The organism is Variovorax sp. KK3 (genome assembly GCF_001984055.1).
In the GTDB taxonomy this organism is placed as follows: Bacteria; Pseudomonadota; Gammaproteobacteria; order Burkholderiales; family Burkholderiaceae_C; genus Variovorax.
Map to the genome: position 1 here is coordinate 14,057 of NZ_LYVO01000052.1, position 19,758 is coordinate 33,814.

Genomic DNA, 19,758 nt, shown 5'->3' on the forward strand with positions numbered 1-19,758 from the left:
GCGGTGCGGTCAGGCCAGCTCGACGTGCAGGGCCAGCGGCGTGGCGTTCTGCGTCGCGTTCGGAATCGGCGAACGACGGATGGCCGCCTCGACCAGCAGGCGCAGCCGCTCCGGCGCCACGCCCGCCGCGCCGATGCGCACCTGCAACTGCATGTCGCGCGGCCCGGCATAGACGGCCTGCCCATCGGGCTCCGCCACGCCGACCAGCCCGCGCGTGTCCGAGCGGCTGCCCACGTGCGCCTCGAGCGCATCCAGCGCGATGCCTTCGGCCGCCGCCGCCATGGCGACGGAGGTGGCGGCGCAGGCTGCGATGCCGGCGCGGAACAGCCAGCCGGGTGTGACGCGGTCGCCGGTGCCGCCGAGCTCGCAGGGCATGTCGGTCATCAGGCGGGTGCCGTTGGCGTGGGTGGATTCCACGCGCACCCCGCCTTGCCAGCGCGCGGTGGCCGGCGCGTCGTCGTGCAGTCCCATCTCGGGCCGGCGCTCCAGCACCGTTCCGGCGCGTTGCAATGCGGCAGCGATGTCTTGCATGCTCATCGTTGTCTCTCCGGGGGTGGGTGGTCGGAATTGTGGTCGCCTCGCGCTCGGGGGCCAACTAGGCCGAACAGCCGATGCCATCACGCGGACGATCGGTCAAACCGCGGCGACGCAGGGGCAGGACGCGCGGGGGCCTTGCGTGTTCCAGTTCAGTCAGGCCCGACGCACCTGTGCAGGCCGGCCTTTCGAAGTTCCATTCATCCCATCGATCCCCTGGAGCACTGCAACATGAATGCACCGACCACCGACCTCAACGCCCTCAAGACCCGCCAGCAGGCGGCCTGGTCGAGCGGCGACTACGCCATCATCGGCACCACGCTGCAGATCGTCGGCGAACAGCTGGCCGAGGCCTGCGACCTGCGCTGCGACGAGGCCGTGCTCGACGTGGCCGCCGGCAACGGCAACGCCACGCTGGCGGCGGCGCGGCGCGGCTGCCGGGTCACGTCCACCGACTACGTGCCCTCGCTGCTGGACCGTGGCGCCGAGCGCGCCAAGGCCGAGCGCCTGGACGTGAAGTTCCAGGTCGCCGACGTCGAGGCCCTGCCCTTCGGCGACGCGAGCTTCGATGCCGTGCTGTCCACCTTCGGCGTGATGTTCGCGCCGGACCACGCGAAATCGGCCGCCGAGATGCTGCGCGTGGTGCGCCCCGGCGGACGCATCGGCATGGCCAACTGGACGCCCGAGGGCTTCATCGGCCAGCTGTTCAAGACCCTGGGCCGCCAGGTGCCGCCGCCCGCGGGTGTGCAGCCGCCGTCGATGTGGGGCAACGAAGCGCACCTGCGCTCGCTGTTCGGCGACGCCGCGGAGGTGCGCACGGCCTCGCGCATCTTCAACTTCCGCTACCGCTCCGCGGCGCACTTCATCGACGTCTTCCGCACCTGGTACGGCCCGGTGCTCAAGGCCTTCGCAAGCCTGCCGCCCGAGAAGGCGACGGTGCTGGAACAGGAACTGACCGAGCTGCTGAACCGGCTGAACGTCGCCGGGCCGGATTCGCTGGTGGTGCCGAGCGAATACCTCGAGATCGTCGTCACACGCCGCCGCTGAACGCCGCAGGCGCCACGCCGCCGCCGAACGCCGACGGACGCCGCCGACGAGGGGCCGTCATGGAGCCACGCCTGCAGCGCAGGATCCAGCGCTACGGCTGGGACCTGGCGGCCACCGACTACGAGCGGCTGTGGCAGGCGCAGCTGGCACCGGCGCATGACGCCGTGCTGGCCCATGCCGCGCTCCGGCCCGGCGAGCGCGTGCTCGACGTGGCCTGCGGCACCGGCCTGGTGTCGCTCGCGGCGGCCGAGGCGGTGCGACCGGCGGGCCACGTGCTGGGCACCGACCTGTCGCAAGGCATGGTCGACGCCGCGCGCGAGCGTGCGGCCCGGCAAGGCCTGCACCACGTCGACTTCGAGCGCATGGACGCCGAGCAGCTCGCGCTGCCCGATGCGGGCTTCGACGTGGCGCTGTGCGCGCTCGGCCTCATGTACGTGCCCGGACCGGAGGCCGCGCTGCGCGAGCTGCGGCGCGTGCTGCGCCCCGGCGGCCGGCTGGTGCTGGCCGTATGGGGCGAACGCGCGCGCTGCGGCTGGTCCGCCCTGTTCCCCATCGTCGATGCCGAGGTGCGCAGCGAGGTCTGCCCCTTGTTCTTTCGCCTCGGGCAGCTGGACACGCTGGCCCGGCTGTGCACCGAGGCGGGCTTCGGGCGGGTCGAGCACCAACGCATCGCCACCACCCTGCGTTATGCCGACGGCGACGAAGCCTGCGGTGCCGCCTTCGCAGGCGGGCCCGTCGCGTTGGCCTGGTCGCGCTTCGACAGCCCGGTGCGCTCGCGCGTGCAGGGGCGTTACCTCGATGCGATCGCCGGCTGGCGGGAGGGGCAGGGCTATCGCATTCCCGGCGAATTCGTGATCGTCTCCGCCACCACGCCGCGCGTCGACTGAGCGTGCTGCGTCCGCGCAGGCGCAGGCGCAGCTGATGGCACACACAGCCTGACGCGGGCCGCCGGCGAACCCCGCGAGCCCGCCGTGGGCCGCCTCATCGCGTTCTTTTCCCCGCACGGCGCCCCAGCGCGGCGCGCAGCTCACCGACCATCAACGCTGCGTAGGGGCTGGGATCGGCGCGCCGATGCACCAGGTAGAGGCTGGACACCGCGCCCTTGTCCGCGACGGGCTGGTAGACCACGCCCTCGAGCTGGATGCAGCGCGTGTCGCCCGGCACCAGCGCGATGCCCACGCCCGCGGCGACCAGGCCCACCAGCGTGGAGGCATCGCGCGCCTCCTGCACCATGCGCGGCCGGAAGCCGGCCTTGGTGCACAGCGCCTGCACCATCCAGTACAGGCCGATGCCGGCGTCGCGCGGATAGGTGAGCAGCGGCTCGTCGCGCAGGTCGGCGATGTGGATCGCCGCGCCGGCGAGCGGGTGCCCCCGCGGCACCGCGGCGACCAGTGGCGACTGATACCACTTCTCGATCACGATGCCCGGCGGAATCGCCACGTCGGGCCGCCGCAGGATGCCCACGTCGAGGCTGCGCCCGTGCACCGCGTCGAGCTGGTCCAGCGAGGTCATCTCGTGCAGGGTCAGCACCACCTGCGGATACGCACGGCGAAAGCGCTGGAGCGCGGCCGGCAGCGCCAGCGACAGCATGGACGATGCGGTGTAGCCGAGCGCGACGCGCCCGATGTCGCCCGAGGCGGCGCTCTGCGCTTCGCCCTTGGCCACGTCTACCTGCTGCAGGATGGCCCGTGCGCGGTCGAGGAAGTGGCGGCCCGCCTGCGTGAGGAACACGCGCCGCTTGTCGCGCTCCAGCAGCCGGACCTTGAGCTCCTCTTCGAGCGCGCGGATCTGGATGCTCAGCGGCGGCTGCGCGATGTGCAGGCGCAGGGCCGCGCGCGTGAAGTTGAGCTCTTCGGCGACTGCGACGAAGTAACGGAGATGGCGCAATTCCATGATATTCAGAGGATATCGAAAACGCTTCAAAAACGATATTTCCAAATATAAGCGGCGCTGCCTACGATGCCGTGCATGACACAGAGAGACACGCTGCAGAAGCGCTTCCAGGGCCATCCCGTGATGCAGCGGCTGGCTCGCCGCGAACCGGTGGCGGCGTTCGGCGTGCGCATGGCGCGCACCGCTGACGTCGCCCGGCTGGCCAAGGCGACCGGCCACCATGCGATCTGGATCGACCTCGAACACAGCACCATCGGACTGGACGTGGCGGGCTACATCTGCGCGGCGGCCCACGACATCGGCCTGATGGCGCTGGTGCGCGTGCCCGAGCGCGAATACGGCGCGATCGGCCGGCTCCTCGACGCCGGCGCCTCGGGCCTGATCTTTCCGCGGGTGGAGACCGCCGAGCAGGCCGCCGACTTGGCTGCGGCCTGCCGCTTTCCGCCGCACGGCCACCGCTCGGCCATCGCCGCGCTGCCGCAGGCCCACTACCGCCGCATGCCGCCGGCCGAGCTGTACCGCCTCGCCGACGATGCGGTCGTGGTGAACGTGCTGATCGAAAGCCCGCGCGGGATCGACAACGCCGAGGCCATCGCCCGGGTACCCGGCGTCGACCTGGTGAGCATCGGCACCAACGACTTGAGCGCCGAGCTCGGCGTGCCCGGCGAGTACCGCCATCCGTCGGTGCAGCAGGCGCTCGATGCCGCGCTGGCGGCCTGCGCGTGCGCCGGCAAGCCGCTGTCCATCGGCGGCATTGCCGATGCGGCGCTGAACGCCGAGCTGCTCGCGCGCGGCGCGGTGCCTTTTCTCATGACCGGCATCGACACCGACGTGCTGTATGCCGCGATGCAGGAACGAGCGCGCCAGGCGCTGGACGCGCATGCGCACGCCACGCAAGCCCAGGTCCAGGTTCATTGACATCCGATTGCAGACCCCGCCACCATGACCGACGAGATCCTCACTTCCAGACCCATGCGCGACGCGCAGACCCTCACCCGCGCCGGCTTCGAGCTGCCTGCCGGCGCTTGCGATGCGCACGTGCACGTGTTCGGGCCGGCCGATCGCTATCCGCGCGTGGACCGCCCGCACTACACCCTGCCGGACGGCGATCTCGCCCAGCTGGAGCGCGCCCTCGGTGTGCTCGGCGTCGAGCGCTTCGTGATCGTGCAGCCCAGCTACTACGGCACCGACAACCGCTGCATGCTCGATGCGCTCGATGCGGCTGGCGGCCGCGCACGCGGGGTGGCGATGGTCGACGACGACGTGGACCTGCAAGCCTTGCAGGCGATGCACGAGCGCCACGTGCGCGCGCTGCGGCTCGACCTGTTCCTGCGCGCCAGGCTGCCCACCGCCGAGATCCGCGCGTTCATCGAGCGCAGCATCCGCCGCGTGCGCCCGCTCGGTTGGCATGTTCAGTTCTACACGCCTGGCTGGGTGGTGCGCGACCTGATTCCGCTGCTGCCCGATCTGGAGACGGACTTCGTGATCGACCACATGGGCTACATGCTCGAAAGCGACGGCCTCACGCGGGCCGACTTCGACCGCCTGCTGCGCGCCGTGGCCGACGGCCGCGGCTGGTTCAAGCTCTCGGGCCCGTACCGCCTGGCGAAGGACGGCAACTACGCCAGGCTGCAGCCGCTGGCGCGTGCCATCGTCGAGGCCGTGCCCGAGCGCGTGGTCTGGGGCAGCGACTGGCCGCACATCCCCGAAGGCGGCCGCGACACCGGCGAGCTGCTCAACCTGATCGGCGAATGGATCCAGGACGCCGCGGCGCGGCGCCGCATCCTGGCCGACAACCCTGCACGCCTCTTCGGCTTCTGACCATGAACATCGCACTGCACGACATCCAGGCGCTCGACACCTCGGGCGCACGCGCCGTCGAGAGCTTCGAGCACCAGGGCACGCGCTACCTCGTGGTGCCGCAACTCGCCCGCGATGTGGCGGGCCAGCCGGCCCGGATGACCCTGGGCGACAGCGACGTCGACGCGCTGGTGTACCGGTGGCACGGCGGGCGCTTCGTCGAGCACGCGCGCTTGCCCGTGCCCGGCGGCGAAGATGCCGAGTTCTTTCGCATCGGCGAACGCGCCTTCCTGGCGACGGCGAGCCTGCGCACCGGCTCGGACCCGTACTCGCTGGACACGCACTCGACGATCTTCGAACTCGTCGACGGGCGCTTCGAGGTCTTCCAGCGCGTGCCGACCTCGGCGGCCAAGCAATGGACGCACTTCGAGATCGACGGCCGGCATTTCCTCGCGTTGGCGCAAGGCGTCACGCTCGGCGACGCCAAGCCTGCGCATCCGTCCGACTCGTGCATCTTCGAATGGGACGGCGAGGGCTTTCGCAAGCGCCAGTCCGTGCCCTCCGGCTGGGGCTACAACTGGGCGTTCTTCGAGGTCGGCGGGCACCGGCTGCTCGCCTATGCGGACCACGCCGTGCCTTCGCAGTTGCTGCGCTGGAACGGCACGTCCTTCGAGCCCTTCCAGGAACTGGCAGGCAAGAGCGGCCGGGCCTTCTGCTTCTTCGAGGCCCAGGGCGATGCATGGCTGGCCTTCGCCTGCCTGCACGAGGACACGGTCTTGCTGCGCTGGGCCGACGGGCGCTTCGTGCCGCACCAGGTGCTCGGCGGGCCGGGCGGACGCGAGTTCGAATGGATCGCCGATGCGGGCCTGCTGGTGCAGGTCAACTTCCTGCACGGCACGCGCGAGGCGCCGGTGCCGCGGCTGCAGTCCGTGGTGCACCGGCTGGAACGCGGGCGCATGGTGCCGGCTCACGAATTCACGACCCATGGCGGCACCGACGCCACCAGTTTCGAGGCCGATGGGCAACGCTACCTGGTGGTGGCCAACAGCCTCAGTGCCGAGGTGCGCTTCCGTACGCCGACGCAGGTGTACCGGCTCGCCGTGACGTCATGAAAGGAGCCGACATGAGCGCTGCATCCGACGCGCACCGCAGCCCCGAGCTGCTGCGCCTGTTCGAGACCTACACCGGCGGGCCGCAGGGCATCGGCGGCAAGCTCGCGGCGCTGACCGGCGCGGCCACGGCCGGCGACCCGCTGATCGTGGCGACCAGCTCCGACGTCGTGCTATTTCCGGGCAACGGCCGCGATCCCGAGGTCCAGGGCTTCCGGCTGTCCACGCGTGGCTTCAAGGAGCTGGCGGGCATCTCGCATCACGGCCCGGCCGTCGCCTCGGTGCTCAAGATGCGGCTGGTCGATCCCGACGGCATGACGTGGCGCCGCGAAGCCGAGCGGCTGCTCGTGGCCACGCGTGCCGCCCGCGAGGCCAACTCGGTCGAACTGTGGCGCGACGTGATCGCCGTGCCGGCCTACCGCGGGCGCGAACAGCGCATCGCCGAGCTCGTGAACTACTCGTGCGTGCTGACCGAGCGCTACCTCGAGCGCGTGCTCGAGGCGCCCGCCCTCTTCACGCCCGCCGACATGCGCGAGCACTACCTGGAGGCCACGGGCTCGGCCGCCGGTGCCACCGTGCCGATGAACGCCGTGATGATCGCGACCTTCTTCCTGGTCGGCATGGAAATCAGCCACCGCGTGATCGCCTGGCTCGACGGCCACGCCATCGACTGGTCGCGCGCCATGGCGCTGGTGGTGGGTCGCCAGGGCCGGCCGACCGCCGGCGTCACCTGGACCACCAATTCGGTGTGCGCCATGATCCTCGGCGCCTCGCGCCATGCGCTGTCGCTCGACCGGCTCTTCGTCGCGCCGCATGCCGGCAGCGAGCTGCAGGCTGGCGCAGTGCCCGACATGGCGACGCTGCGCGCCTTCGAGAAGCCGATGCGGCAGCTGTGGGCGCACACGCGCACCGTGAGCGAGCTGGGCGCGCTGATGTACGAAGGCTATCCACGCTACGAGCCGGCCTCCACCACCCGCCCCGTGCTCGACGCGGGCACGCGCACGGTGGCCGAGATGCCGGCCATCGGCGGCCCGGACGACTGGCGCGCCCTCAACACGCGGCTGCGCGTGGTGCTGGAGGACCCGCGCCAGCTGCTGTCCGGCTGCGTGACCGACTACGCGGTCGATCAGCTGCAGGCCCATGGCAATGACCCCGCGCGCGTGCAGGTGCCCGGGCTCGATGCGGTCGACTACCCGCCGCTTCCCGGACCCTGACCCGCCGGCGGCTTCGCGATGGCGGCGCCATGAGGCGGCCCGCACCCGGAACTTGGAACCCAGGAGACAAAAGATGAAACTCGTCCGTTCGTTGCTCGTCGCACTGACGGCTGCCGCTTCGCTCGCGCCCGCGTGGGGCCAGGGAGCGGCCTGGCCGTCGCGCCCCATCAAGATCATCACGCCGACCCCGGTGGGCGTGGGCTCCGACATCTTCGCGCGCCAGTACGCCGACCGGCTGTCGCGCGCGCTCGGTACGCCCGTGGTCGTGGAAAACAGGCCCGGCGCGCTGTCCACCATCGGCACCGACGCCGTGGCCAAGGCCGCGCCCGACGGCTACACGATCCTGTTCTCGACGAGCAACCCGTTCACGATGACGCCCTTCCTGCTGTCGAAGGTGCCGTACGACGCGAAGAACGATCTGGCGCCCGTGACGCAGGCGCTGAAAGGCGGCTCCTTCATCGTTGCCGGCACCGCGGTGCCGGCGAAGACCGTGCCCGAGCTCGTGGCGCTGGCCAGGCGCGAGCCGGGCAAGGTCTCGTACGCCTCCTACGGCGCAGGCAGCACGGCGCACCTGGGCTTCGAACTCTTCCAGGAGGCCGCCGGCATCGAGCTGCTGCACGTGCCCTACAAGCAGAGCGCCGCGCCCGACGTGATCGCGGGCCAGGTGATGCTGGGCTTCGAGCCGCCGGTGTCGGCGCTGCCGAACATCCGCTCCGGCCGGCTCAAGGCCCTTGCCTATACCGGACACAAGCGCAACGCGGCGATGCCCGACGTGCCCACGCTGTCGGAGGCCTACCCCGGCGTGGAGATCTTCACCTGGCTCGGCTTCTGGGTGCCGGCGAAGACGCCGGCGGCGATCGTCGAACGGCTCAACCGCGAAATCATCGCCATCACGCACTCGCCCGAGATGGCGAGGCTGATCGGCGACGCCGGGCTCGACCCGATGGGCACCACGCCCGCCGAGACGGCCGCGATCGTCGACCGCGAGGCACAGGTCATGAGCCGGCTCATCAAGGCCAAGAACATCCGCATCGACTGACGGTGCCCGCGCGCGGCTGACCGCCGCGACGTTCCCGCTCCGCCGCATCCCCACCCCGAGTTCGCGACGCCTGCAGCGCAGGCGCCGCGCGACGACGCACGCCTTTTTCAACACGAGGAGACATCTTGAAAAGAACCGGAACCCGCATCGCCCCACCCCGCCGCCTGCTGCCGCGCGCCCTGGCCGGTGCCGCCTGCGTCACCGCCGCGGCGGGCAGCATGGCCCAATCGAGCGTCCAGCTCTTCGGCACGCTCGACCTGAATCTGACGTACTCGAAGAGCGACCGTGCCTCGGTCAAGGCGATGGACCAGGGCGGCAACATCTTCCCGAGCCGCCTCGGCTTTCGCGGTACGGAAGACCTGGGCGGTGGGCTGGCGGCCAGCTTCTGGCTCGAGATGGCGCTCCTGCCCGACACGGGCGAGATCCAGGGCACGGGCTTCCACCGCCGCTCGACGCTGAGCCTGTCGAGCAACTCGCTCGGCGAACTGCGCATGGGACGCGACTACACGCCCACTTTCTGGAACATCTCGCAGTTCTCGCCCTTCGGCACGGTGGGCGTGGGCGGGTCGGCCAACATCATCGAAGGCTGGCCCTTCGGCCTCGGCGGCGCCCGCACGCTGGCGCGCGCCAACAACTCGGTCGGCTACTTTCTGCCCCGGGGGCTGGGCGGCTTCTACGGCCAGGCGATGTACGCGCTGCCCGAGGACGTGGAAGGCGCACGCTACCGCGGTGCGCGCGTGGGCTGGACCAACGGCACGATCGACGTCGCGGCCGCCTACGGCGTGACGCCGGTCGGCCCCGCCGATGCCCGCGTGGCCAGCCTGGGCGGCACCTACGATTTCGGACCCGCCAAGCTCTACGCCAACTACTACCGGCAGTCCACCGAGGGCGACCGGCAGGTCAACCTGCTGCTCGGCCTGAGCGTGCCGGTCGGGCCGGGCGTGATCAAGGCCGTGGTCTCGCGCTCCAATCGCTCGGGCCCCGGCATCGACGACGACGACGCCCGGCAGTACGCGATCGGCTACGTGCACTACCTGAGCAAGCGCACCGCGCTCTACGGCACCTATTCGCGCATCCGCAACCGCGGCAACGCGGCTTACATGGTCAGCGACTCGGCGCCGGCCACCGTGCCCGGCGGCGCGTCGAGCGGACTGCAGCTGGGCATCTCGCACAACTTCTGAAGCGCAGCGAACCGCCCCGGTCGCGCGGATGCGCGACACTCCGGCGTGATGTCTCCTGCTGCCTCTCCGCCCTCCGGGGCCATGCCCGTCGCCCCGCTGCGCCGCCCCACGCTGCGTTTTCTGTTGTCGCACCCCGCCCACTTCATCGCGCTGGGCTGCGGCGCCGGCCTGGCGCCCCGCGCGCCCGGCACCGCCGGCACGCTGTGGGCCTGGGCCGCCTTCGTCGTCATGCAGCGCTGGCTGCCGCCGGCGGCCATCGGCTGGATCATCCTGGCCTCGCTGCCCATCGGGTGGTGGGCCTGCACGGTCACCGCGCGCCACATGGCGATCGCCGACCCCGGCAGCATCGTGTGGGACGAGGTGATCGCTTTCTGGATCGTGCTGTGGCTGCTGATGCCGGCCGGGCTGTGGGCCCAGCTGGCGGCCTTCGTGCTGTTCCGCGTCTTCGATGCGGCCAAGCCCGGGCCGGTGGCCTGGGCCGACCAGCTCTTCAAGCAACGCGGCGCCACGCCGGCCGCCTTCTCGTGGCGGGCCGCCGGCTTCGGGATCATCTTCGACGACTTGGTGGCGGCCTTCTGCACGTTGGTGGTAATCGCGCTCGTCCGCGCATGGTGATCAAGGTGAATGGCATGAACGACGCTTCTTTCTCGGCCGATGCATCGGGTCCGTCGGAAACGGCCGCGCTGGTCGAGCAGCTGGCCAAAGCGCTACAGGACAAGGGCTGGATGATGGCCACCGCCGAGAGCTGCACCGGCGGGCTCATCGCGGGCGCCTGCACCGACCTGTCGGGCTCCAGCAACTGGTTCGAGCGCGGCTTCGTCACCTATTCGAACGAGGCCAAGACCGAGCTGCTGGGCGTGGACGCCGCGCTGATCGCGGGCCACGGCGCCGTCAGCGAGCAAGTCGCGCGCGCCATGGCCGAAGGCGCGGTCGCGCGCTCGCGGGCGCAGGTGTCGGTGGCGGTGACCGGCGTGGCCGGGCCGACCGGCGGCAGCGTGGACAAGCCGGTGGGGACGGTGTGGTTCGGCTGGTCGGTGGGCGGCCAGACCCGCACCGAGCGGCGGCGCTTCCAGGGCGGGCGGGCGGAGGTTCGGGAAGCCACCGTCGATCACGCGCTGCACGTGCTCATCGAGCTGCTGCGGCGCGCCTAACCCGGCTGGAAGAAATTCATTATTGAACAGACTGCCCTATTTGTTTAATAATAGTTGAATGCCATCTCGCTCCGATGCTTTGGAAAGTTTCCCCGCAGTCGCAGCGAACGCGCTTCGACGCCTCGGAGAAGATCTCGGAATCGCCCGCAAACGCCGAAAGCAATCGCTTCGCGCATGGGCGACGCGCATGAACGTGTCCGTTCCGACCTTGATGAAGATGGAACTCGGCGACCCGGCCGTCTCGATGGGCGTTTACGCCACAGCCATCTGGATGATCCAGCGGCAGGAGGCCTTGGCGCGGGTGGCAGAGCCGGCACAAGACCTCGCCGCGCTCGAATCGGACATCCAGACGGCATCGCGCCGCGGAGCCCGGCGCGATGAATGAAGCCCACGCCTACGAGCCGCAAGACACGCTGGCCCTGTGGATGCTGTCGGACCCCGGTCGCCCCGTCCTCGTCGGCGAACTCTCCCTGGCCAGCGGAAGCCAAGGGGTCAGCCTGCGCTACGGCCAGGCATGGCGCGGCGCAGGCTATGCATTGAGCGAAGACCTGCCGCTGACCGACGCGCTCTTCCTCCCGCCCGACCGGAAGGGCGCACCTGGCGCGGTCGAGGACGCTCGCCCCGACCGCTGGGGTGAGCGCGTCATTCGCCGCTTCGAGCGCAGCCCGCGGCTGTCCGTGCTGGAGCTGCTTCTGTTCGCAGGGGCCGACCGCTACGGTGCGCTCGGTGTGTCGCAGCGGTCCGATGTCTACGAGCCATGGGGGCGGTCGCCCATCCCTCGCATGGGCGAGCTGGAGCAGATGCAGGACGTGATCCGCAAGGTGATCGCCAACGAGCCGGTCGCCGAGTTGGAAAAGCGCCTGCTGCGTCCCGGTGTGTCCCTGGGCGGTGCGCGCCCCAAGTCGCTGATCGAGATCGAAGGACACGCCTGGCTCGTCAAGTTCGGAGAAGGCGAGGACGAGGACACGCCGCTCATCGAGCACGCGACCATGTCGCTGGCCGCCAGGTGCGGCATCGATGTCGCGCAGACGCGGGCGCTTCCGGTACAGGGGCGGCATGCGGTGGCCATCAAGCGCTTCGATCGCGAGGGCACGTCGCGCGTCCATGCCGTGTCCGCCCACGTCATCCTGCGAGCGGTCGGCGAACCCTACGGCTATCCGCAACTCGCGCAGCAACTGCGACGCCTGTGCCGCGTTGACGACATCGCACGTCAGCAGGCGCAGCTGTTCCGGCGGATGGTGTTCAACATCCTCATGGACAACACCGACGATCACGAAAAGAACCATGCGCTGTTGCGGGAAGCCGATGGCTACTGGGCCCTTTCGCCGGCGTACGACATGGTGCCCAGCCTGTCCGGCCTCGGGGTCCAGGCCATGCTGGTGGGCAAGGATGGGCACGATTCGACGATGAAGAACGCCATGTCCGACTGCAAGGCCTTCGGCATGAATCGCCAGCAGGCCTCGAGCATCGTCCGCGAGGTCTGCGAAGTGGTCGATGGATGGCAGACTCACTTCCAGGCCACCGCAGTCATCGACACGGACTTGGCGCTTCTCGCGCAGTACATCGACAACGAGCGGCTCGGCGGCCAGAGACGCCTGCCTTTGCGGTAGGGCGGCCTCCCCGGCCGGTCTTTCGGCCTCGGCTACCATCGCCGACCATGCGCAACGAAGACACCATCCAGCGCCTTTACGAGGCCTTCGCCCGCCTCGACGCCGACACCATGGCGAGCTGCTACGCGCCGGACGCGCGCTTCGACGACGAAGCCTTTTCGTTGCGCGGTGCACGCGAGGTCGGCGGCATGTGGAAGATGCTGTGCGAGGCCACGCGCGCCAAGGGCGCCGATGTGTGGAAGCTGAGCTGGCGCGACGTGCAGGCCGACGGCAGCACGGGCCGTGCGCACTGGGACGCGCACTACCGCTTCAGCACCACCGGCCGACTCGTCGACAACTCGATCGACTCCGAATTCCGCTTCACGCCCGACGGGCTGATCGCCGAGCAGCGCGACCGCTTCGACTTCTGGACCTGGTCGCGCCAGGCGCTGGGCGCGCCGGGCCTGCTGCTGGGCTGGACGCCGATGCTGCGCAACAAGGTGCGCGCCGGCGCGGCGAAGAACCTGGCCAACTATCTGTCGACCCATCCATGACGATCACCATCACCAACCATCCCGACCAGCACCGCTACGAAGCCCACATCGACGGGCAGCTCGCCGGCTACTGCGAATACAACGTGCTCAGCAACGCGGTGATGTTCACCCACACCGAGGTGTTGCCGGCTTTCGAAGGCCAGGGCGTGGGCTCGGCGCTCGCGCGGCACGTGCTCGACGACGCGCGCACCCAGGCGACGCCGGTCATCCCGGCCTGCCAGTTCATCGCGGGCTACATCCGCAAGCACCGCGAGTACCTGGACGTCGTGCAGCCCGCCAGCCTGCGCGCCTTTCACATCGAGTGAAGCTTCAGCTGCGGGCGGCCGTCGCGCCCTGGGGCGCCGGCAGCCAGGTGAAGGCCGCGCATCCGGCCACCAGCAGCACGGCGATGAAGCCCAGCACCACCGCATAGGGCTCCATGCCGAAGGCTTGCGCCACCGAGGCCGCGACGCCGGTCAGCCACTGCATGAGCGCCACGCCAAGGAACATGGCCATGGTGAACACCGCCATCGCGCGCCCCGTCAGCGCCGCCGGATAGGCGCTGCGCACGTCGGCGTACTGCCAGACGATGAAGCCCGACAGCAGCCCGATCGCGAGGGCGCAGCCGACGTCGATCCAGGCCGCGTGGAAGATGCCGACCGCGGCGAACAATGCCGCGTAGATGCCGCCGCACACCAGGATGCGCCGGCGCCGCTGCGGGCCGCCGCGGTCCAGCCGGCCGAAGAGCGGCGGACCGAACAGCGAGATGACCGACACCGCGAGCGCGACGTTGCCGCTCTGCACCAGCGAGTAACCGTGGCGCTCCACCAGCAGCGGGCCCAGCCACAGGCCGCGCAGCGAGATGAACGCGGCATAGGTGACCGCGCCCAGCACCACGATGCCCAGGGTGTGCGGCATCGCGAACAGCTCGCCGAAGCGGCGCAGCGCGGCGATGGGCGATTCGCGCGGCACGGCGCCACACTCGCCCCCCGGCTCGCGCACCATCAGCGCGATGCTGAGCCAAGCCAGCGCCGAAGCCCCTGCCAGCACCCAGAAGCCCATGCGCCACGAATACGCCTCGACCAGCCAGGCCAGCGGCGTGCCGGTGATCAGCATCCCCACGCCCCCGATGCCCAGCACCAGCCCCGACACCGAGGCAAAGCTGGCCGCCGGAAAATGCCGTGCGATGAACACGGTGCACACCAGGAAGGCCGGCGCACAGCCGACGCCGATCAGCACCTGGCCCACGATCAGCAAGCCGAAGCTGGTCGACAGCGCGGAGATCAGCGCCCCGACGATCGCCAGCGGAAAGGCCGTGAGCACCGTGCGGCGCACGCCGTGCAGGTCGATGCCGATGCCCATGAAGAGCTGCATGGCGCCGAAGGCGAAATGAAAACTGCCGGAGAACAGCCCCAGCGCCTGCGCCGACAACCGGTATTCGCCCTGCAGTTGCCCGGCCATGATGGCGCCCACCGTGCGGTATGCCTGACTCAATGCGAAAGCGGTGCACAGCGTGAGCACCATGGCCCACGCGCGGCGGATGGTCAGCGAACGGGCCGCGTCAGCCTGCACCGTGGCACTTCTTGTATTTTTTTCCGCTGCCGCAGGGGCAGGGGTCGTTGCGACCCGGCGTCGCTTCCTTGCGCACGGTCTCGACTCGCGGGCCCATGCTGCGCCACAGGCGGCGCAGGTCGTACACGCCCCAGATCGCATCGCCGAAGTCGTCGACGCGCTGCTGGCTCACGCTGGGCGGGCCGTCCTCGCTGTACATCGAGAGCACGGGCTTGCCGCGGTCGTCCTCGGTCAGCGCGACGATCGAATCGAGCGCCTCGTCGAGCATGCCGGCCGCCTCCTTGTCGCGCGGCGGGGTCCATTCGTCGGGCCAGTTCTCCACCGCGTACATGAAGCCGAGCGCCCACACCTGGGCGAAGGAGGGAATGTCCTCGCCGGCCATGTCGGCGCGCTCCTCCTCGGGCAGCGAAGCGATGGCGCCACGCGTGTCGAGCACTTCGGGTTGCCAGGCCTGTTCGTCGTCGAGCGACTGCACGTCGGCGTCCAGCCCTTGCTCGATCTCCCGCCAACGCCGCTTCCAGCGCCAGACGAATTCCATGTGCCGGGCCGGCACGAAGCCGTCGCCCAGCAGCACGGGCCAGTACTCGGCCGGCTCGATGGTCCGGCGGGTGCACACCAGCGCGGCCATGAAGCCTTCGCAGAACTCCCATTGCGGGATTTCCTCGTCGTGCTCGCGCATCGCGTCGAGGTCCTGGTCGAGCGCGTCGAAGTCGTCGGGGCTTAGTGCCTGGGCGGTGGAATCGGGGGTGGGGGAGGTGTCGTTGCTCATGGCCATGGGGTGCAGCCGCGGCGCTGCCGGGGCCGGTCATTATGCCGAGGGCCACCCTCCGGGTCTGTCATCCGGTGCCGCCGCACGGCGCCTATGATGCGGGCTCCACGGCCGCCGCCGGCCGCCCCGCCATGACTTCGATCGTTCCGTCCCGTTACTTCGCCTTCGCCCTGTGCGTGCTCGGCCTGCTGGCCAGCCTGGCCGCCCTCTTCGCGGCACCCTTGCACTGGATGCCCTGGCTTTGCACCGCGGCCTTCGCCGTGCTCAGCGGAACCGGCGTGCACGACCTCCGGCAGCCGCGCCACGCGATCCTTCGCAACTACCCCGTCATCGGCCACCTGCGCTTCCTGCTCGAATACATCCGCCCCGAGATCCGGCAGTACTTCATCGAAAGCGACCGCGAGGCCGCACCTTTCTCGCGGGCCCAGCGCTCGCTGGTCTACCAGCGCGCCAAAGGCGAGCCCGACAACCGGCCCTTCGGCACGCAGCTCGACGTCGGCATCGCCGGCTACGAGTGGATCAACCACTCGATGCAGCCGACCCGGCTCGATGGGCACGACTTCCGCATCGTGATCGGCGGCACGCCCAACCCGGCCTCGCCGGCGGGACAGGTCTGCACCCAGCCCTATTCGGCCAGCGTGTTCAACATCTCGGCCATGAGCTTCGGCTCGCTGTCGGCCAATGCGATCCTGGCGCTGAACCTGGGCGCCAAGCACGGCGGCTTCGCGCACGACACCGGCGAGGGCTCGATCTCGGCCCACCATCGCGTACATGGTGGCGACCTCATCTGGGAGATCGGCAGCGGCTACTTCGGCTGCCGCGACGAGCACGGCCGCTTCAGCGAGGAGCGCTTCACCGCCAACGCGCGCGACCCGCAGGTGAAGATGATCGAGATCAAGCTGAGCCAGGGCGCCAAGCCGGGCCACGGCGGCGTGCTGCCGGCGCCCAAGGTCACGCCCGAGATCGCGGCCGCGCGCGGTGTGCCGGTGCGGGTGGACTGCATTTCGCCCTCGTCGCACAGCGCCTTCTCCACGCCGGTGGAGATGCTGCATTTCATCGCCCGGCTGCGCGTGCTGTCGGGCGGCAAGCCGGTCGGCTTCAAGTTCTGCCTGGGCCATCCGTGGGAATGGTTCGCCATCGTCAAGGCCATGCAGCAGACCGGGCTCACGCCCGACTTCATCGTGGTCGACGGCGCCGAGGGCGGCACCGGTGCCGCGCCGGTGGAGTTCAGCGACCACGTGGGCGCGCCGCTGCAGGAAGGCCTGCTGCTGGTGCATAACACGCTGATCGGCGTCAACCTGCGCGAACGCATCAAGATCGGCTGCGCGGGCAAGGTGATCACCGCCTTCGACGTGGCGCGCATGATGGCGCTGGGCGCCGACTGGTGCAATGCGGCGCGCGGCTTCATGATGGCGCTGGGCTGCATCCAGGCGCAGACCTGCCACACCGGCCACTGCCCGACCGGCGTGACCACGCAAGACCCGGCGCGCCAGCAGGCGCTGGTGGTGCCCACCAAAGCCGAGCGCGTGCGCAACTTCCACGACAGCACGCTGCATGCGCTCAAGGAACTCGTGCAGGCCGCCGGCCTCGACCATCCGCAGCAGATCACGGCCCACCACATCGTGCGGCGCATCTCCGACACCGAGGTGCGGCTGCTCAGCAACCTGGTGCTGCAGGTGAAGCCCGGCGCGCTGCTGCACTCGCTGGAGAACCAGCACAACGTCTTCCGCACCTACTGGCCGCTGGCCAGCGCGCACAGCTTCCAGCCCCTGCTGGACACGGAACCTGCCTTGGCTGCCGCATGAACCCGGTTGCGAAACGCGGCACGCGCGTGCAGGCGCGCAAGGGGGTGGCATCGGCGCCGGCACCCCTCGAAGCCGGCGTGCCGCCGCTGGAACCGGGCGATTACGCGGAGTTCCTGCGCAGCATGCTGCCGCAGCAGCCAAAGGCCGTGGCCAGCCATCGGCTCGGGCAGGAACGCGTGTGGCTCAAGAAGGCCGGCCCGCCGCACGGCAAGCTCGGCTACCACCTGATGGCCGCGGTGGCGAGCCTGCTGCGCCTCGACGTGCTGACCCCGGTGGTCAACCCCGGCGGCGAGGCCGCCATCGCCACCGAGGCGCGGCGCCTGCGGGCGCTTGGCGCGCTGGGCCTGCGCGTGCCGGCCGTGCTGGCGCAGCAGCCCGATGGCCTGCTGATCTCCGACCTGGGCGAAAGCGGCCGGCCGCCCGTGGTGCTGCAGGAGCGCCTGGACCAGGCCGCGGCGCAGGGCCCGAGCGCGCTGCTGGCCGTTTGGCGCGAGGGATTGGAAGCCATCGCCGTGGTGCATGCGCACGGCGCTTACTTGAGCCAGGCCTTCGACCGCAACCTGGTGCAGTGCCCCGACGGCGTGATCGGCTACATCGACTTCGAGGACGACCCGGGCGAGACATTGCCGCTGGCCGAATGCCAGGTGCGCGACTGGCTCAGCTACCTGCATTCGACCGCGATGCTGGTGCGCGCCGCATCGTCCCAAGCGGCCGGTGCCCACTGGCATGCGGTGCTGGCCGACGCGGCCGATGAAACGCGCGACCGGCTCGCGCTGGCCGCACGCCGCATGCGCTGGCTGCGCCACCTGCCCGCGGGGCGGCGTTGGGGGCGGGACACGCAGCGCTCGCGTGCGGTGGCGCGGTTGCTGTGGCGGTGGTATGGAGGCGAGGCAGCTCGGCCTACGCAGCGCTAGCCCCTCTTCGAATCGGTTCGCCGTTGCAAGAGATGCGACGGTGCGACAGTGCGACATGCAACGGCCAGATCGTCTTGCCACACCGGCTTGTTCGGCCGGATGCAATGGATATCCGAGGAACGCGAAAGCAATTCCGGTTACCCAGTGTGCTGTTTTCAACAGTTCACCGCCTTGCACATGGAACCAATCGTCCCGGGCTTTGCTGCCATTCCTTCCAACCTGCCCGCACTTGCGATCGCAGATCACCTCGAAGAAACACTCAAGGATCTGCCGAAGATCCTGCAACAGGCCCAGCCCGCACTGCTGGCCGGCACCTCGCTCGGGGAATTGAGGGGACTCGAAAGCGCCGACCGCGATGCACTGTACGAGGCCGCCTGCGAGCTGTGCGATGCAGATCGGTTCCGAGAAGCCTTGCCGATCGCCTTGCAACTTGTCGCGCATGAACCGCGTGATGCCCGCTTCACCTTCATCGCGGGCAGCTGCCTGCAGCGTTTGGAACTATCGAAGCCCGCGTCGGCCATGTTCGGGCTGTGCATCATGGAAACGTTCGACCCGGTGGCGCTTTACCGCCTGGGCGAATGCCTCGATGCGCAAGGAGAAAGCCGGCAGGCACGCGAAGCCTTTGAAGCGGTTCAGGAGATGTGCAGGGGCGACCATGAGCGACGCGAACTGCAGGTGTGGTGTACCGAGGCGCTGGGCCGTCTCAGCGCCTCGGAAATCTCTCACTGAAACACGATCTTGCAGACTGCCCCATGTACAACCACCTCTTCAATGCCCCCGCACCTTTGACCCGCGTCGCGTTGCCGACGACGCACGGCGAAAGCCCCGATCCCCACCAACCGCAACCGCAGAAGTCATGGAGAGCCCTGGCGAGAGTTCACGGCCTCGAGCCTGGCGACCGCTGCATCCGCAACGCGCTGAAGCAGATCGACAGGGAGAAGGAGGAGCAGAACAAGGAGAGCGGCACGCGGAGCATCGGTGTTTCCATCACAAATATCGCGGACAAGCTCACCGCCGTTCCTGACCACACCGGCATGAACCGCGCCATCAACGAGCTTGGACTCCCCCGTACAGCAGTTCACTCGCTCGCAATCGATATCGAATCACGTGACGGCGTTCTTCGGCGTTTTGAAGAGCTGCGACACGAAAGTGCATCCGCCGAACGGTCCAACGAACTCGACCAGCTCGAAGGCGAACTAGAGGAATATCAATCGAAGATCGAGAGGAACCACGACTACCTTCAGCTTTTGTTGACCGGTGCTCAACCGGCTCCGCTTCTTCTCCCAGGCTATGGTGACGCTCACCGCCTGTATCACAACCAAGCACTACGCATAGCGGCGGCGGCGTTCGTAACCTTCACGCCGGTGGCGGTCGTCGGGATCCTCGCATACGACCAAGCAATGCGCCGAGCCGACTTTCTGCACAACAACCCCGGCTTTGGCGCATTGGCCGGATTCGATCCGTCGTCGCCCACGTACCACGAGGACGTCGATGCCGTCGTTCTCCGCAACGTCAGGCACTACGTGCCGATGGCGGCCGTCGCCGCCCTGGTGAACGTGGTTTTGACGGAAGTCTTCTATCAAGTGTTCTGTCGTCAGTTCTGAGGCA

The 19,758-nt window shown here is 69.5% G+C and carries 22 protein-coding genes; 18 read left to right on the plus strand and 4 right to left on the minus strand.

Annotated features, from left to right (window positions below; all coding sequences use genetic code 11):
• Window positions 1-9: 9 nt before the first annotated feature.
• The gene (locus B0W80_RS22355) at window positions 10-537 is read right to left on the minus strand and encodes an OsmC family protein (RefSeq protein WP_077001363.1); all 528 of its coding nucleotides are present in this window, start codon (window positions 535-537) and stop codon (window positions 10-12) included.
• A gap of 228 nt (window positions 538-765) precedes the next feature.
• On the opposite strand from B0W80_RS22355, the gene B0W80_RS22360 reads away from it, so the two are divergent.
• Together B0W80_RS22360 and B0W80_RS22365 are read left to right on the plus strand one after the other, a co-directional pair.
• Window positions 766-1,581 carry a class I SAM-dependent methyltransferase gene (locus tag B0W80_RS22360; protein ID WP_077001364.1) on the plus strand — a complete coding sequence of 272 codons (816 nt, stop codon included), beginning with the start codon at window positions 766-768 and terminating at the stop codon, window positions 1,579-1,581.
• A gap of 59 nt (window positions 1,582-1,640) precedes the next feature.
• Window positions 1,641-2,468 (plus strand): class I SAM-dependent methyltransferase, encoded by an 828-nt coding sequence (locus B0W80_RS22365; protein ID WP_077001365.1) that lies wholly within the window; start codon window positions 1,641-1,643, stop codon window positions 2,466-2,468.
• 94 nt (window positions 2,469-2,562) lie between these two features.
• Here the strand turns inward: B0W80_RS22365 and B0W80_RS22370 are convergent, their stop codons facing one another.
• Window positions 2,563-3,474, minus strand: coding sequence for a LysR family transcriptional regulator (locus B0W80_RS22370; RefSeq protein WP_077001366.1), 912 nt, complete (start codon window positions 3,472-3,474; stop codon window positions 2,563-2,565).
• Between the two features lie 75 nt (window positions 3,475-3,549).
• On the opposite strand from B0W80_RS22370, the gene B0W80_RS22375 reads away from it, so the two are divergent.
• The 12 genes from B0W80_RS22375 (at window position 3,550) to B0W80_RS22430 (ending at window position 13,416) form a co-directional block, all read left to right on the plus strand.
• On the plus strand, window positions 3,550-4,392 hold the full coding sequence (locus B0W80_RS22375; RefSeq protein ID WP_179107000.1) for an HpcH/HpaI aldolase/citrate lyase family protein: 843 nt from the start codon (window positions 3,550-3,552) through the stop codon (window positions 4,390-4,392).
• Between the two features lie 24 nt (window positions 4,393-4,416).
• On the plus strand, window positions 4,417-5,295 hold the full coding sequence (locus B0W80_RS22380) for an amidohydrolase (protein WP_083745552.1): 879 nt from the start codon (window positions 4,417-4,419) through the stop codon (window positions 5,293-5,295).
• Window positions 5,296-5,297: 2 nt separating this feature from the next.
• Window positions 5,298-6,386: a hypothetical protein gene (locus B0W80_RS22385; protein ID WP_077001368.1), complete on the plus strand. Its 1,089-nt coding sequence runs from the start codon at window positions 5,298-5,300 to the stop codon at window positions 6,384-6,386.
• Window positions 6,387-6,397: 11 nt separating this feature from the next.
• On the plus strand, window positions 6,398-7,597 hold the full coding sequence (locus tag B0W80_RS22390) for a DUF5624 domain-containing protein (protein ID WP_077001369.1): 1,200 nt from the start codon (window positions 6,398-6,400) through the stop codon (window positions 7,595-7,597).
• Between the two features lie 73 nt (window positions 7,598-7,670).
• Window positions 7,671-8,636, plus strand: coding sequence for a tripartite tricarboxylate transporter substrate binding protein (locus tag B0W80_RS22395; RefSeq protein ID WP_077001370.1), 966 nt, complete (start codon window positions 7,671-7,673; stop codon window positions 8,634-8,636).
• 125 nt (window positions 8,637-8,761) lie between these two features.
• Window positions 8,762-9,817 (plus strand): porin, encoded by a 1,056-nt coding sequence (locus B0W80_RS22400; RefSeq protein ID WP_256856654.1) that lies wholly within the window; start codon window positions 8,762-8,764, stop codon window positions 9,815-9,817.
• A gap of 81 nt (window positions 9,818-9,898) precedes the next feature.
• The gene (locus tag B0W80_RS22405) at window positions 9,899-10,432 is read left to right on the plus strand and encodes a phosphatidylglycerophosphatase A (protein ID WP_077001371.1); all 534 of its coding nucleotides are present in this window, start codon (window positions 9,899-9,901) and stop codon (window positions 10,430-10,432) included.
• Window positions 10,433-10,446: 14 nt separating this feature from the next.
• The gene (locus B0W80_RS22410; protein WP_077001393.1) at window positions 10,447-10,968 is read left to right on the plus strand and encodes a CinA family protein; all 522 of its coding nucleotides are present in this window, start codon (window positions 10,447-10,449) and stop codon (window positions 10,966-10,968) included.
• A 187-nt stretch (window positions 10,969-11,155) separates the two neighbouring features.
• Window positions 11,156-11,353, plus strand: coding sequence for a hypothetical protein (locus B0W80_RS36255; protein ID WP_143684736.1), 198 nt, complete (start codon window positions 11,156-11,158; stop codon window positions 11,351-11,353).
• A complete protein-coding gene (locus B0W80_RS22420; protein WP_077001373.1) occupies window positions 11,346-12,578 on the plus strand; it encodes a type II toxin-antitoxin system HipA family toxin in 1,233 nt (410 codons plus the stop codon). The genes B0W80_RS36255 and B0W80_RS22420 overlap by 8 nt, the downstream gene beginning before the upstream one ends.
• Before the next feature lie 47 nt (window positions 12,579-12,625).
• On the plus strand, window positions 12,626-13,111 hold the full coding sequence (locus tag B0W80_RS22425; RefSeq protein ID WP_077001374.1) for a nuclear transport factor 2 family protein: 486 nt from the start codon (window positions 12,626-12,628) through the stop codon (window positions 13,109-13,111).
• The gene (locus B0W80_RS22430) at window positions 13,108-13,416 is read left to right on the plus strand and encodes a GNAT family N-acetyltransferase (RefSeq protein WP_077001375.1); all 309 of its coding nucleotides are present in this window, start codon (window positions 13,108-13,110) and stop codon (window positions 13,414-13,416) included. The genes B0W80_RS22425 and B0W80_RS22430 overlap by 4 nt, the downstream gene beginning before the upstream one ends.
• A gap of 4 nt (window positions 13,417-13,420) precedes the next feature.
• Here B0W80_RS22430 and B0W80_RS22435 read toward each other — a convergent pair whose 3' ends face one another.
• Together B0W80_RS22435 and B0W80_RS22440 are read right to left on the minus strand one after the other, a co-directional pair.
• On the minus strand, window positions 13,421-14,614 hold the full coding sequence (locus tag B0W80_RS22435; RefSeq protein ID WP_077001394.1) for an MFS transporter: 1,194 nt from the start codon (window positions 14,612-14,614) through the stop codon (window positions 13,421-13,423).
• A gap of 37 nt (window positions 14,615-14,651) precedes the next feature.
• A complete protein-coding gene (locus tag B0W80_RS22440) occupies window positions 14,652-15,431 on the minus strand; it encodes a YecA family protein (RefSeq protein ID WP_077001395.1) in 780 nt (259 codons plus the stop codon).
• A 131-nt stretch (window positions 15,432-15,562) separates the two neighbouring features.
• On the opposite strand from B0W80_RS22440, the gene B0W80_RS22445 reads away from it, so the two are divergent.
• From B0W80_RS22445 to B0W80_RS22460, 4 genes are all read left to right on the plus strand, one after another.
• On the plus strand, window positions 15,563-17,236 hold the full coding sequence (locus B0W80_RS22445; RefSeq protein ID WP_077001396.1) for an FMN-binding glutamate synthase family protein: 1,674 nt from the start codon (window positions 15,563-15,565) through the stop codon (window positions 17,234-17,236).
• Window positions 17,233-18,150, plus strand: a complete 918-nt coding sequence (locus B0W80_RS22450; RefSeq protein ID WP_077001376.1) for a hypothetical protein — start codon at window positions 17,233-17,235, stop codon at window positions 18,148-18,150. Before B0W80_RS22445 ends, B0W80_RS22450 begins: the two co-directional genes overlap by 4 nt.
• 177 nt (window positions 18,151-18,327) lie before the next feature.
• Complete coding sequence (locus B0W80_RS22455; protein WP_143684737.1) at window positions 18,328-18,879, plus strand: hypothetical protein; 552 nt, start codon at window positions 18,328-18,330, stop codon at window positions 18,877-18,879.
• 23 nt (window positions 18,880-18,902) lie between these two features.
• Window positions 18,903-19,754: a hypothetical protein gene (locus B0W80_RS22460; RefSeq protein WP_077001378.1), complete on the plus strand. Its 852-nt coding sequence runs from the start codon at window positions 18,903-18,905 to the stop codon at window positions 19,752-19,754.
• Window positions 19,755-19,758: the final 4 nt, after the last annotated feature.